Genomic DNA, 14,643 nt, shown 5'->3' on the forward strand with positions numbered 1-14,643 from the left:
CTTCATTATTTACTCATAAAAAGACAGTTGATATAATGAATTTATAATAATACATTGATCTATTGTGTATGATATGGGGTAGTTTTAGTAGTTATGTGCAGTGAGGTAAATTGCTATTAAGGGAGGCATTTATAATGTTAAAGTCTAAAGAGGTATATGAATTTATTTGTAAAGGTATTAATCGAAAAGATAAATTTGATGAGTTTGAAACCCTTTTTGGGCAATCTAAGAACGATACAACAGAAGATACTGTTAATATAAAAAAAGTAAAACAAAAAGATAACGATGGGGATATAAAAAGATTTGCAGCAAACTTTTATAAGGCATCTATTGTAAATTATAAAGGCTATGTACAAGGAACGTCGCAAGCGGACAAAAATCGCTATAGTGAAGTTATTGCCAGTACTCTTTTATCAAAAAATCTTTTAAGTGCATGGACAGACTTAAAGCCAGTACGACCTAATCATTTTGATACAAATCATTCTCCTTCCGAAATAGTAGATATGAAAAAGCTGCAAGGCACAAATCGTAAAGAAGAAATTTTAGCGAAATTGTTGTTTTATCAACGTGAGGTTGATGGATTAGGCTATATCTTTGATTATCAAACACCATTAAAGGTGACACAAAATGATTCTTACGGAAAAATAGATTTATTAGGCTATAACACTGATGACGATTGTTATTCTGTAATTGAATTAAAATATCGACCTTCTGGCAGTGAGGAAACTTTACTACGATGCGTTTTAGAGGCATATACATATTATAAGTTGCTTGATATAAAACAGATTGAATCTGCTGTCAGCCATGATGGTATACAGGATTTAAAGAAATTACCTGAATATAAATATACGAATGAAGCTGAGCTAGTCATTTTGTTTGATGAAAAATCTTGTACCAAAGATGACGGTGGAATAGAAACTAATTTGATGCTTCGTATTGATTCAAAGGCAGTAACGGAAGATAGTTATCCATCCAAAACTGTTGTGTCACAACAGTTTAAAGAATGCAAAGAACTGATAGATTCTGGCAAACGTAAGCAGTTACGAAATTTATGTGAAAATATTTTGAAACAAGAGCCTGAATTAAAACAAATTCGTTTTGTTGTATTACAAGCTCAAAAAGTAAGTAAAGCACCTTATAAAAATAAAGTAGATAATTGGTCAGAAAGTTTAGATCGTTTATATCGAGCAGAAACATTGCTTACCATTTCTAAGTAAAGGTTGAATATGAATATTGTTGTTCATCGTGGCACACATCAGATTGGTGGTAGTGCTATAGAAATTAGTACAGCATCTACTTGCATTATGTTAGATTTTGGTAATGAATTAAGTTTAGATGAAAAGTACACACCTATAAATCTGGATATAGACGGCGTTACAAAAGGAAAGCCGGATTGTGACGGTATTGTGATTTCTCATTATCATATGGATCATTTAGGCCAATTAACCTCTACAATACCAGACGTTCCATTATATATGGGTGAGTTAAGCAAGGAAATCGCTCTAATAGGTGCTGAATATCAAGACAAAGATTTATACTTACGACTATTAGGTGCTAATACATTTCGTGGAGGAGAAGCTTTTTCTATTGGCGACATACGCATTAGACCTTTGGTTATAGACCATAGTGCTATTGATAGTTATATGTTTGTCATTGAAGCAGAAGGTAAACGTGTTTTATATACAGGTGATTTCCGGATGCATGGGTTGCGCCATCACGTATTAGACAAATTAGTTAACACCTATATAGGTGAGGTTGATGTATTAATTACAGAGGGCACCTCATTGTCTAGAGACGCAGATGATTGTATATCTGAAGCCACAGTATTAGACGATATTTCTTCATATATTCAAGATGGGAAATATGTTTTTGTTATGTGTTCCTCTACGAATATTGACCGTATTATGGGGATTTGGCAGAATATGCCAACTGATAAAGTACTCATTTGTGATGCTTATCAGAAAAGAATATTAGATACTGTGATTAATAATGTATATTATGAAAGTTCTTTGTATCGTAGACATGATAGCCCATTAGTTATTGATAAAGGAAGGTATCCTAAATACTATATGGAACATGGATTTGTATCCTTAGTAAGAGGGACAGAAAATTTTATTTCTAAAATTAAAGAGTTCCCTAAAGATGATGTACGTATTATATATTCCATGTGGACAGGATATATTGAGGAGAATTTAGCATTGAAAGAATTGTTAGATACATATCCATCTTATATATGTCATGCTAGTGGTCATGTCTCAAAGGACGATTTAGTTCAGTTCATAGAAATGGTTGATCCTGATATTGTTATTCCGGTTCATACTGATATCCCTGAAAAACTAAAGAGAATACTGCCTAATAGAAATGTTTATGTCGTTAATGATAAAGAGCCATTTATCATATAATTCCTTTAAGAAATTCTATTTATGTTGTATAATAAATAAAAAGAGAGCCATCGACGTGTGGTAGCGTTAGGCTCATCTTATAAATACTTTTTAAGGGTTGCCTAGCGTGCGAGTATTTTGAATACTCTGTTGCGTTAGGCTTTTGTCTTTATACTATTTGAATAGTGCAAAGAGTGATATTACTATAGACCAATTATTGCGTAGTATTTTACTACGCTTTTTTATTGAAAAAATCAAAACTTTATATAGCATTAATTTTATTTCTGATATAATCTAAATGAATACATATTATAGTGCGGTTTTATATGAAAGTGGTGTCTTTATGCTGACGATTAGCAATAAGGGATGGCTTTTTACGTCTATATTAAGTGCTTTGATGGCGTTTACATCGTTGTCAACGGATATTTATTTGCCAGCTATGCCTGAGATGGGGCGTGACCTCAATGGTGATGCGGAGCTTACGTTGACGGGTTTCTTAATTGGGTTTGCGCTAGCTCAGCTTTTTTGGGGCGCCGTTAGTGATAAAATTGGTCGTAAGAAGCCACTTATTATAGGGATAGTTTTATTTATTATTGGTTCTGTAGGTTGTGCCTTGAGTTCCTCTATGATGGAGTTATTGGCTTGGCGTGTGTTTCAGGCATTTGGTGCCTGTGTAGGACCGATGCTATCACGGGCTATGATTCGGGATTTATATGGTCGGACTGAGGCGGCTAAAATGTTGTCTACATTGGCCATTGTTATGGCTATAGCGCCTATAGCAGGCCCAATGTTAGCCGGACATTTACTTGTATGGTATACATGGCATTCTATATTCTGGTTGCTTGTTGGTATAGGGCTTTTAATGCTCGTTGCCGTATTAGTGCTTCCGGAAACACATCCCGTAGAGAAGAGGAGCAAAAAGTCCATAGGTCATACCTATAATAACTATTGGATTTTATTACGCAATAAAGGGTTTATGAAATATACCTTATGTGTTAGCTCATTTTATATTGCCATTTATGCGTTTTTAACGGGATCGCCTTATGTATATATAGATGTGTATGAAGTGCCTAAAGAATATTTTGGTTATCTCTTTTCTGTCAATATTATTGGTGTTATGTTGTTAAGTGCCATTAATCGTCGTATTGTAAGTGCTATACGCCTTGATAGACTATTGAAATATGCCACACTATTTGCTGCTGTTTGTGTGTCCATTGTTATGGGCTTGATGTTCTTAGGTTACCATTCATTGTGGTTAATCGTTATTGGCTGTTTTTTATTCTTCTCCATGAATGGTATCATTGCCGCTGTAACTAATGCATTAGCTTTAGATAGAGCAGGTAGAATGGCTGGATCTGGGGCGGCACTATTAGGTGCCATGCAATATGGTAGTGGTATTGTGTCATCGTTGATACTTACCTTCTTACCAAATGATACGGCCTATCCTATGATGGGTGTAATAGCCATATTTGTAATTATCTGTGCTATGATTGCCTTTCCTGAGGATGAAAAATATAATCGTATATAATATTGGTAAAAGCAAGAGTTTTAATTTGAATCCTTGCTTTCATCATTTTTTTAGGTTATAATAGTAAGGCTTATTGATGGTAAGCACTTCCTACCCCTATGTGTCGATAGGGGCATTAGTCCGAAAGAGGAGGTGATTTTGTATGAACAAATACGAAGTCATGTTTATTGTGAAACCAGCTGAAGAGGAAGCAACTAACGCTGTTATTGAAAAAGTAGAAGCTTTAATTGCTCGTGTAGGCGGCACAGTAGAAAAGGTAGATCGTTGGGGCAAGCGTCGTCTTGCTTACGCGGTGAAGAAATTCACTGACGGTTTCTATGTATTGATTAACTTTGAGGCAGCTCCTGCTGAAATCAAAGAAATCGATCGTGTATTGAAAATCAACGATGAAGTCCTAAGACATCTAATTGTTAAACACGAAGCATAATTAAAGCCTGGAGGAAAACATGAACTCTGTACAAATTCTAGGTAATTTAGCTCGTGATCCTGAAGTACGCTATACCAAAACTGGTCGTGCTGTAGCAACTTTCACAGTAGCTGCCACAAACACCTATATTGATTCCACAACAAATGAGACGAAAGAACAAACTGCTTTCATCAACTGCGTTGCTTGGGGTAAACTTGGTGAAGCGGCAGGCAATCTTCGTAAAGGCAGTCGTTGCTTTGTAGAAGGTCGTTTGCAAACTCGTTCTTACGAGACTCAGGACGGTCAAAAACGGTACGTTACTGAAGTGGTAGCGAACTTTGTGGGCCAATCCCTTGATATGAATACTAATTCTTTCGAAGGTGGGTCCAATTTTGATAGTTTCAGTACAGGCGGCGATGACGAAAACATTCCGTTCTAGTGTCAGGGACTCCTACTAATTCGAAAAGGAGGATTCGCAATGAGAAGAGATAGAGGCAGAAAGCCAAGAAGAAAAGTATGCGTTTTCTGTGCAGACCATATCGATCAAATCGACTATAAAGATGTTGCTAAACTTCGTCGTTTTACGACTGAACGCGGTAAAATCTTACCTCGTCGTATTTCCGGTACTTGCGCAAAACATCAACGCAAATTGACTACATCTATCAAACGTGCACGTGCAATTGCTTTATTGCCATTCACTGCTGAATAATTGATGAATCAAGGCGGTACAACCATTTGGTTGTGCCGCCTTTTTGCTATACAAAAAAAGGAGTTATCCGTTGGATAGCTCCTCTTTGTTATACAGCTTTATATTTTTTAGGTGGTTCACCATTTTCGGCGGCTTCTTTATCGGCGCGCCATTTGCGTTCGAAATATTTATGATACTCAAGTGGGATATCATCAGGGGTTGCTATTTCATAAAAGCTGCAAGTGCCTCGACGTTGTGCTTCTTCATAGAACCAGGTTTTAAACTCTAGCATAGATAAGCGAGCTTGTAGGTGCTCAATTTCTGCTAGCACACGATCTCGTTGATTTCTAATAATAGATAATCGATTGTTGATGCGGCTATCGCCTTCAACGCAGCAGTCGATAAAATGTTTGATTTCTTTTATAGGCATACCCGTACGTTTCATACATTCGATTAATTCTAGCCAATCCATATTTTCTTCGCGAAATATACGGATACCTCCACTAGAACGTTCTACGAAGGGCAATAAGCCCTCCTTGTCGTAATAACGCAAAGCAGAGGGGGCTATGTTTAGTTTTTTTGCGATTTCGCCAACAGTATATGTCATTGAATCTCCTAATATATATATTTCATTTATAGATGGATATAAAAATTGTAAATGTAAGATGTATTGACTTAAACCTAACTTTAAGTTTTATACTTGGTACATACTTGAAGTATAAAACTAGTTATTTTTAGTGACAATCTTTATAATCTTTATACTATTTTATGTATAGTGATTGTAGTTGAAGTAATTATAATTTGTATTGAAAGGATTACCATGAACTTAATTGATGTAAAATCTCCAGCCGATTTAAAAGGCTTATCCATCTCTGAATTAACAGACTTAACAGCACAAGCTCGACAAGCCCTTATGACAAAGGTATCTGAGCACGGCGGCCATTTTGGTCCACCTATGGGCGTAGCAGAAATGATCATGGCCTTGCACTATGTATTTAACTCTCCTGTAGATAAGATTGTATATGACGTATCTCATCAATCCTATGTACATAAGATGGTTACAGGTCGTGCATTGGCGTTCTTAGATCACGATCATTATGATGATGTAACGGGCTATACAGATCCTACTGAAAGTGAGCATGATTTCTTTAACATTGGTCATACATCCACATCTATCTCCTTAGCATCTGGCCTGGCTACTGCTCGAAATTTAAAGGGCGACTCTGAAAATATTATCGCTATTATTGGTGATGGTTCTTTATCTGGTGGGGAAGCCTTTGAAGGTCTAGATTATGCGGCCACATTAGATAGCAATATGATTATTATCGTCAATGATAATGACCAATCCATTGCAGAAAACCATGGTGGTTTGTATCGTGGCCTTCGTGAATTACGCGAGTCTAATGGTGAAAGCTCTAATAATATTTTTAAGGCCCTTGGTTTAGACTATCGTTTTGTAGCAGAAGGTAATGATTTAGAAACATTGATCAATGTATTCAAGGATGTAAAAGACATTGATCATCCAATCGTTTTACATATTGTTACTCAAAAGGGTAAGGGTTATGCCATTGCAGAGCAAAATAAAGAAGCCTTCCACTGGACAATGCCTTTTGATTTAGAAACAGGTAAACTCAAAAAGGAACATCATGGTCCGACCTATGCTGGTACAATTGCGGACTATTTGATGGAACAAATTAAGGTAGACCCAACGGTAGTAGCTATTAATGCGGGTACACCAGGAGGTTTTGGTTTTACTCCTGAATGGCGCAAGGCGGCAGGCAAACAATACATCGATGTAGGTATTGCAGAAGAACACGCCATCGCAATGAATTCTGGTATCGCTAAAAATGGTGGTAAACCAGTATTTAATGTATATAGTACCTTCCTACAACGCGCTTATGACCAATTGGTTCAAGATCTTTGCGTCAATAATAACAGTGCAGTCATCATCAATCATATGGCATCTGTATATGGAATGAACGATGTCACGCATTTAGGGTTCTTTGATATACCTATGCTTACTAGCATTCCTAATTTAGTATACTTAGCACCTACTAATAATGAAGAATTGTTGGCTATGACCGAATATGCAGTGCATCAACACGAGTATCCTGTGGCTATTCGTGTTCCTGTAGGTGAATTTACATCTACTGGTGTAGCCGATACGACTGATTACAGTGTTTTAAATAAATCTGAAGTGACTCGTCGTGGTGAACACATTGCCTTATTAGGGCTTGGTAATTTCTATCATCTAGCTAACCAAGTGGCTGATGAATTGGCTAAAGACGGCATTAACGCAACCGTAGTAAATCCTAAATTTGCTTCTGGTCTTGATGAAGCATTACTGGAAGAATTGAAAGCAAATCATTCCGTAGTATTTACATTGGAAGATGGTGTAGTTGAAGGCGGTTGGGGTCAGCGTGTAGCTAGCTTCTATGGTCCATCTAATATGCGTGTTAAAAATTATGGTATTGCTAAAGAATTCCAAGATCGTTATGATGCAACTGAATTGTTACGAGAAAATGGCGTTTCTCTAGATCAGATTGTGGCGGATGCAAAACAAGTGTTATCAGTTTAGTTTGATAAAATATTAAATAAATAATTCTCTGTAAATACAGTAGAAATCTGGAATTGGTAGATTTCTACTGTGTTATTTTTTTATTTGTTCAATTTCATTCTATAATTAAGCGTGGTTTATAAATATATAATTTTTATAGATAAATATATATAATTTATTAAAAGATTATAGATTTTTTTCGAATAGGACTATAAAAATTAGATGAAGTATTATATAATAATATCTACAGTATGTATTACAGTAGAACAGTAAAATAAATCCATTGATAATATACGCTACTATTGCAGTATTATACAATTAGTATTAATGATAAGGGAGATTGTAAGACTTTGAAAAGAGTATTAACCTTAACATTAGCCGTGGCCATCGTTGCCGGTGGCTATATGTTTGAGGCTAATGGGGCGGGAGAACAACCTTCTAAACAGGCACCATCTATATCTGAGATAAATATATATACGCCAAAAGAGCTTAATGCACGTCAGAAAGACTTGGTTGAAATCGGCCGCTATACTGCGTCTGGTGATCAAGGTGCATTAAAGAGTGTAATTGCATCTGCTATTGAGCGAGGCACGTTGACGCCACAAGAGGTGAGTATTGCCATTCGTCAACTTTACTCTGCTGCTGGCTTGAAACAAATGAATGCTGCTTTAGCTACATTTGATCAATTACGTGATGAACGCCCTGAGTTTGGCGATGAGTACGAAAAATTGGTTCCAAAGCAAACAGGACTTAGTGCTTTATTGGGGAATGGCACTAATGGGGCACCTTTAACAAAGCCGAAAGCTGAGGAAACAAAAGAGGGGGTTCAATATAATACGTTCCGTATGAAAAAACCAAAACCTCAAAATCGTAATCGTTCACGTTTAGGTAAATTGGACCGTGAATTGGTCGCTGCGGCAGCACTAGGTACTCGAGTTGGTAAAAATAATCTTTTTACTGCAGCTGAAAAGAGTTTATCTGAACTTGGCCTAAGTCAATATCAAATTGAAAATTTAGAAGCTATGATTTTCCAATAAAATGTAGACCTACTTCTTTCGGAAGTAGGTCTTTTTTTATGGCTTCTACTTTCACAGTTTTAATGATTAGGGTTAAATCCATAGAATGTAATTGACGTTTAAGGTCCCCTTTTCTATAATTAATAAGATAGGTATATGACCTGTAATAATAAATATAAACAAATATAAATATATTATTAAAAATAGATGTAAGGAGAAAGTATGCGCCTTCGTAGAAAACCATGGATTGATGAAGCTATCCACGAATATGACTCTCACATCATTTTGTCTGGTCAAGAAGAGTTTAAAGGCAAGTGGCGTGAATTATTTGAACATCCTGAGTACCCATTATATATGGAACTAGGGACGGGGAAAGGTCGCTTTATTGCGGGGATGTCTGAAGCGTATCCAAATGCTAACTTTGTAGGTTTTGAAGTACAAATGGGTGTTATCTATTATGCAGTACAAAAAATCTTTGAAGGAGAGCGAAACAATGCAAAGGTCTCTCTATTTGATATTGCAGGTATCGAAGAGATAGTGGCACCTGGAGAAGTTGATCGTTTCTATATTAACTTCTGTGATCCTTGGCCTAAGGCTAAACATGCAAAACGCCGCCTTACATATCATACATTCCTCGATCGTTATGCCCGCCTTTTGAAAGATGGTGGAGAAGTTCACTTTAAGACAGATAATGAAGGGTTGTTCATGTTCTCTCTTGAAGAGTTTAAAGCGTGTGGTTGGGAGCTTAAAAATATAACGTATGATTTACATAGCACAGACCTTCCAAATGTAAAAACTGAGTATGAAGAGAAATTTAGTAAAAAAGGACAACCTATTTTTCGCTTAGAAGCAATTAAGCCAAAAGTTCAAAAGGAGGCTTAACATGCAAACACCGAATAAGGGGGATAGTCGGTGGGGCTCACTCTTTAAAAATGACTTACAAGGTATGCTCTTACCTATTCTTCTCATTACAATTATAGGCAGTGTAAATATCTTTAGTGCTACGTATATCAGCTCTATCTATGAAAATACGGGATTATTAGGATACTTTTTAAAACATATGACATTCTTGTTTTTGTCTATGGCGGCAGGTGTTATATTGTATCGTTACGATTACCGTCAGTTACAGAAGCCTCACATGTTGCAAAGAATTATGATTGCTACACTAATTGGTATGATTTTGGTTCTTGTGATTGGTGCAGTCATTAATGGTGCACGTCGTTGGATTGTTATTGGGCCTGTATCGATTCAACCTTCAGAATTTGCGAAATTGGCTGCCTTGATATGGACGTCGGCTAAATTGAGTACCATGCGGAAATGGGGAAAACCAAAGCATACTAACCCTCTCATTAATTTACAAGGTTATTTTAGTGAACGTATAAGTTATATGTTGCCAATGTTAATATGGCCAATTATATTTGCAGGCTTAACAATCTTGCAACCAGATATGGGCACGACCGTATTGATTTTTGGCTTTTCCTTTGTGCTCATTTACTTAGCGGGCTTTGATGGAAAATTCTTTGGCGGAGCTTTTGTGATAGCTGGATTTCTTGGCTTTATTGCAGCTCGTATGTCGCCATATCGCTGGGAACGTATTCAATCTTGGTTTGATCCTTGGCCTCATGCGCAGGATATGGGGTATCAAACAGTTCAAGGGCTGTTGGCCGTAGGTTCTGGCGGTATTTTAGGCGAAGGCTTTATGCAGGGTACATCAAAGTATTTTTACTTACCAGAAGCACATACGGACTTTGCCTTTGCTGTATGGGCCCAAGAAATGGGTTTCGTTGGTGCAGTGTTTGTTGTCGTTCTGATTGCAGCTTTTACCTATTTTGGGTTCCGCATTTCTAATAAGGCTCGTGATGAATTCGGAAAATGGTTAGCAATGGGCATAACATTGCTTATCAGTGGTCAGGCCTTGTTTAACATCGCTATGGTATGCGGTATCATGCCTGTAACAGGGGTACCATTACCATTTGTTAGTTATGGTGGCTCTTCATTGCTGATGAATTTCATGGCTATTGGGTTGTTGGCAAGCATTGGTCGTCGTAATGTAGAAGGGGTAAAACAAGTTGGTACAGCTGAACCATTACCATCTTTGCGTGAAGAAACACAAAGTCGTTTCAAGCCTTCTGCTACGACGCGTACTAATAAGACAAATATGCCTGGACCGTTTAAACCACGGCCTTCTAAAAAGTCGACTCGTAGATAGATTAAATTTGAACGTTAATATCTAACGTATGTATCATAAGATGAATCTGTTTGTGTAAATTCATAGAGTATATTTAAGGACTGTACTATATGAACTTAGCATCGTTATATTGTGTGTGAGGAGAAACGATGAAAGATTATATTGATATTCAAGAACGCCCATCATGGGGCCGAATGTTACCACTTAGTTTTCAACATTTATTTGCCATGTTTGGCTCTACTGTATTGGTACCGTATTTATTAAAAGTAGACCCTGCAACAGCATTGTTTATGAATGGTATTGGTACATTATTGTACTTATTTGTGTGTAAGGGTAAGATTCCTGCATATCTTGGTTCTAGCTTTGCCTTTATTGCGCCTGTAGCAGGTGTGTTATCTGCTGGTCTTGGTTATGAAGCGGCAAAAGGGGCTTTCGTTGTATTTGGTCTATCTTTTGTAATTTTATCTGTTCTCGTACGTTATATTGGTACACGTTGGATTGATAAATTATTCCCACCAGCGGCAATGGGTGCTATCGTAGCGATTATCGGCTTAGAATTAGCGCCAGTAGCGATGAGTATGTCTGGCCTTATCGGTAATCAAGATTTAGGCATGAGCCATAGCCAAGCTGTTATTATCTCTATGTTTTCCTTAGTTGTTACCTTGCTTGGCACTGTTGTTTTCCGTGGTTTCTTAGCTGTTATTCCTGTTCTTATCGGTGTTGTTTCCGGTTATGTATTGTCTGCTGTGATGGGAGTTGTTGACTTCTCTGGTGTAGAAGCTGCTCCTTGGCTTTCATTGCCTCAGTTCTATGGTATGCCTGTATTTGATATCAATGCGATTATCATGATTATGCCGGCGCTCTTCGTAGTATTTGCAGAGCATGTTGGTCATTTAGTTGTTACTAGTAATATCGTCGCTAAAGACTTGATGAAAGAGCCTGGTCTACAAAGATCCTTGCTTGGTGATGGCCTTGCAAATATTCTTTCTGGTTTCTTTGGTGCTACACCAAATACGACGTATGGTGAAAACATCGGTGTACTTGCAATTACTCGTTGTTTTAGCGTATGGGTAATTGGTGGTGCTGCAGTTCTTGCGATGATTATATCCTTTGTTGGTAAAGTGGCAGCACTTATTCATGCTATCCCAGTACCTGTTATGGGTGGGGTTTCTATTCTCTTGTTCGGCATTATCGCAGCATCTGGGTTGCGTATGCTTGTAGAACGTAAGGTGGATTATACAAACCCTGTTAATATGATTCTTACATCCGTTATCCTTGTGGTAGGTCTTAGCGGCGCAGAACTTGCGGTTGGTCCTGTAGTGTTAAAAGGGATGGGTCTTGCTACTGTAGTAGGTATGGCGATGAGCATTTGTTTGTTGATCCTTCAAAAAACAGGCGTTGGCAATGACCAATTGAAAAAAACAGAAGTATAACTTTATACGACTTTAAGCTCTTGGCATAGAACCTTGAGATTAAGGTGAATTGACTTGTATTCAATATAATAAACGACTACTGAATCAGATTGTATCTGTAAAAGTAGTCGTTTTTGTTTAGTATCTTTATAATTTATCTTCAATATTGTATAATAAACATATAAGTTGTATAAAATTAATTTTAGAGAGGAGGGCCTATGGAGTTTTTAATATGGATGGCTATCGGTGTTTCTTTGATGGCTGTAGAACTTGTAGTACCAGGCGGTATTTTAGGTCTTATCGGTTATTGCGCATTCCTATGGGGCGTTTATGTAGCTCTTGGGGAAGGTACGGTAGCATTGTATGCCGTGCTAGGATTAACAGCCTTGTTAATTGTCATTATCATTGTGTTCTTTAATCACTTTGAGAAGACTTGGATAGGCAAATTGTTTACCTTAGGGCAACGGTCTACGACAAAAGCCGGTTATGTATCTAATGATGTATTAGAAGATTTGGCTGGCAAGGAAGGTGTAGCTCATACAACACTACGCCCTGCAGGTATTGCTAAGATTAATGGTAATTTGGTAGATGTTGTAACCGAAGGTGACTTCATCGATGCCGGTTCACCTATTGTGGTCCTTCGAGTTGTAGGTGGCCGCAATATTGTTAGAAAGCGAGATTAAGCTTTCACAACATCGTCGTAAATCATGGAGGTTATTATGGATGTAGGTATTTTAATTTTGATTCCCATTCTGCTGATTGGTATTATGGTATTCTTATATGTTGTGCCATTAGGCCTTTGGGTATCTGCTTTAGCAGCGGGCGTTAATGTTGGTATTTTTACACTTGTAGGTATGCGCTTACGTCGCGTAAATCCGTCTCAAATTGTAATGCCGTTGATTAAAGCTAATAAAGCGGGGCTTGATGTGAATGTAAATCAGTTGGAAGCGCATTATCTTGCAGGTGGTGACGTTGACCGCGTTGTAGATGCTTTGATTGCCGCTGAACGGGCATCCATTCCGTTGACCTTTGAACGTTCTGCAGCTATTGACCTTGCCGGTCGTGATGTATTGGAAGCGGTTCAAATGTCCGTTAATCCTAAAGTGATTGAAACTCCAATTATTTCTGCGGTAGCAAAAAATGGTATCGAATTGAAAGTTCGTGCTCGTGTTACTGTACGTGCGAATATCGATCGCCTCGTTGGTGGTGCTGGTGAAGCCACAATTATTGCCCGCGTAGGTGAAGGTATCGTAACGACTGTAGGTTCCTCTGAAGAACATACAGATGTATTGGAAAATCCAGATCACATTTCCCGTACTGTATTGGGTAAAGGCCTTGATGCGGGTACTGCATTCGAAATCTTGTCCATCGATATTGCTGACGTAGATGTGGGACGTAACATCGGTGCTCAATTGCAAACTGACCAAGCGGAAGCAGATAAGAAAATTGCTCAAGCTCGTGCCGAAGAACGCCGTGCAATGGCGGTTGCGACAGAACAAGAAATGCGTGCTAAAACACAAGACATGCAAGCTAAGGTTGTGGAAGCACAAGCTGAAGTTCCTAAAGCATTGGCAGAAGCTTTCAGAAACGGTAATCTAGGTGTTATGGATTACTATAATATGAACAATATTATTGCAGACACTAAAATGCGTGAAAACTTAGCAGATGGTGAATAGGAGTAGCTATGGACTCTATTTTGTCTTCAGTGCTATCCATCTTTTCGCATAATCCAATCTTTGTTTTAGGTATCATCGCGTACATTGCTTTTTCCATTATAAAAAATAAGAATACTGAAGAGTCTGAAGAATATGATGAGTATGAAAGCTCTGGTGGCGGAACTTGGGAAGATATGGAGCGCGAATATGGCATCTCCATAGAACGCAAGGTAGATGAACCGTCTACGGGTGATTTGTCTAAGGTTGATGACTTTTATCGGGATTCTTATGAAGATAAACCGATTGTAACTCAGCAACCAGAAGCTCCATCGCAAACTATGGAGGACATACATTTCAATGAAGAGGCTGCAGCAACTCAACGAGATATTGAAGCCTTATCAATGAAAAGTTCCAGTAGCAATCCGAGTTATACTACCAGTAAGACTCGCTTAGATAGAGAAGCTGTTACGGGGCCGACCTTAAGTGAAAGACTAGCTGAGTTTAAACGAGATAAAGCAGCTAAAGAGGGACAAGTTCTTGTTGAAAATGTAGGTATTACAACTGCGCCTACTGCTCTAGCTGCGACTTCAACTCGTGGGCGTAAATCTAATCATGCTTTAAAAGAGGGCATGAAATGGTCGATCATTTTAAGTAAACCTAAAGCTCTTGAACGTAGATACCGCTAATGAAGCAATCTATTTATAAGCGTATAAACTAATTATGGTTTTATTAGAACATAAATAATAACGGATTGTGCACTGATGTGGTATAGCAACCATACTGTCACATATCATAATGTGGGGCATATAATT

General features: G+C 37.8%; 15 protein-coding genes. 14 read left to right on the forward strand and 1 reads right to left on the reverse strand.

Annotated elements, in window-relative coordinates:
- Positions 1–134 precede the first annotated feature (134 nt).
- The 6 genes from DWV85_RS07305 to rpsR all read left to right on the forward strand — a co-directional run bounded on the left by DWV85_RS07305 (position 135) and on the right by rpsR (position 5,024).
- The gene (locus DWV85_RS07305) at positions 135–1,217 is read left to right on the forward strand and encodes a hypothetical protein (RefSeq protein WP_123138435.1); all 1,083 of its coding nucleotides are present in this window, start codon (positions 135–137) and stop codon (positions 1,215–1,217) included.
- 9 nt (positions 1,218–1,226) lie between these two features.
- Complete coding sequence (locus tag DWV85_RS07310) at positions 1,227–2,402, forward strand: MBL fold metallo-hydrolase (RefSeq protein WP_123138436.1); 1,176 nt, start codon at positions 1,227–1,229, stop codon at positions 2,400–2,402.
- Positions 2,403–2,724: 322 nt separating this feature from the next.
- Complete coding sequence (locus DWV85_RS07315; RefSeq protein WP_123138437.1) at positions 2,725–3,909, forward strand: multidrug effflux MFS transporter; 1,185 nt, start codon at positions 2,725–2,727, stop codon at positions 3,907–3,909.
- 142 nt (positions 3,910–4,051) lie between these two features.
- Positions 4,052–4,336 carry a 30S ribosomal protein S6 gene (gene rpsF, locus DWV85_RS07320; protein ID WP_004693799.1) on the forward strand — a complete coding sequence of 95 codons (285 nt, stop codon included), beginning with the start codon at positions 4,052–4,054 and terminating at the stop codon, positions 4,334–4,336.
- 19 nt (positions 4,337–4,355) lie between these two features.
- Entirely contained in the window at positions 4,356–4,754 is a 399-nt protein-coding gene (gene ssb, locus DWV85_RS07325; protein WP_004693797.1) for a single-stranded DNA-binding protein, read from the forward strand.
- A 39-nt stretch (positions 4,755–4,793) separates the two neighbouring features.
- The gene (rpsR, locus tag DWV85_RS07330; RefSeq protein ID WP_004693795.1) at positions 4,794–5,024 is read left to right on the forward strand and encodes a 30S ribosomal protein S18; all 231 of its coding nucleotides are present in this window, start codon (positions 4,794–4,796) and stop codon (positions 5,022–5,024) included.
- An 88-nt stretch (positions 5,025–5,112) separates the two neighbouring features.
- On the opposite strand, the gene DWV85_RS07335 is transcribed toward rpsR, so the two are convergent.
- Positions 5,113–5,610: a MerR family transcriptional regulator gene (locus tag DWV85_RS07335; RefSeq protein ID WP_123138438.1), complete on the reverse strand. Its 498-nt coding sequence runs from the start codon at positions 5,608–5,610 to the stop codon at positions 5,113–5,115.
- 213 nt (positions 5,611–5,823) lie between these two features.
- Between DWV85_RS07335 and DWV85_RS07340 the strand changes: the two genes are divergently transcribed.
- From DWV85_RS07340 to DWV85_RS07375, 8 genes are all read left to right on the forward strand, one after another.
- Positions 5,824–7,581, forward strand: a complete 1,758-nt coding sequence (locus DWV85_RS07340) for a 1-deoxy-D-xylulose-5-phosphate synthase (protein WP_123138439.1) — start codon at positions 5,824–5,826, stop codon at positions 7,579–7,581.
- A gap of 329 nt (positions 7,582–7,910) precedes the next feature.
- The gene (locus DWV85_RS07345) at positions 7,911–8,597 is read left to right on the forward strand and encodes a carboxymuconolactone decarboxylase family protein (protein ID WP_038125785.1); all 687 of its coding nucleotides are present in this window, start codon (positions 7,911–7,913) and stop codon (positions 8,595–8,597) included.
- 201 nt (positions 8,598–8,798) lie between these two features.
- On the forward strand, positions 8,799–9,458 hold the full coding sequence (gene trmB, locus DWV85_RS07350) for a tRNA (guanosine(46)-N7)-methyltransferase TrmB (protein ID WP_123138440.1): 660 nt from the start codon (positions 8,799–8,801) through the stop codon (positions 9,456–9,458).
- 1 nt (position 9,459) lies between these two features.
- Complete coding sequence (locus tag DWV85_RS07355) at positions 9,460–10,785, forward strand: putative peptidoglycan glycosyltransferase FtsW (protein WP_024061390.1); 1,326 nt, start codon at positions 9,460–9,462, stop codon at positions 10,783–10,785.
- 128 nt (positions 10,786–10,913) lie between these two features.
- Positions 10,914–12,197 carry a uracil permease gene (gene uraA / locus DWV85_RS07360; protein WP_008715436.1) on the forward strand — a complete coding sequence of 428 codons (1,284 nt, stop codon included), beginning with the start codon at positions 10,914–10,916 and terminating at the stop codon, positions 12,195–12,197.
- A gap of 197 nt (positions 12,198–12,394) precedes the next feature.
- Positions 12,395–12,859 (forward strand): NfeD family protein, encoded by a 465-nt coding sequence (locus DWV85_RS07365; protein ID WP_004693763.1) that lies wholly within the window; start codon positions 12,395–12,397, stop codon positions 12,857–12,859.
- Between the two features lie 36 nt (positions 12,860–12,895).
- Positions 12,896–13,852: a flotillin-like protein FloA gene (floA, locus tag DWV85_RS07370; RefSeq protein ID WP_004693762.1), complete on the forward strand. Its 957-nt coding sequence runs from the start codon at positions 12,896–12,898 to the stop codon at positions 13,850–13,852.
- An 8-nt stretch (positions 13,853–13,860) separates the two neighbouring features.
- On the forward strand, positions 13,861–14,517 hold the full coding sequence (locus DWV85_RS07375; RefSeq protein WP_077708100.1) for a hypothetical protein: 657 nt from the start codon (positions 13,861–13,863) through the stop codon (positions 14,515–14,517).
- Positions 14,518–14,643 lie beyond the last annotated feature (126 nt).

It is taken from the genome of Veillonella sp. AF13-2, from assembly GCF_003603295.1.
Classification (GTDB): Bacteria; Bacillota; Negativicutes; order Veillonellales; family Veillonellaceae; genus Veillonella; species Veillonella parvula_E.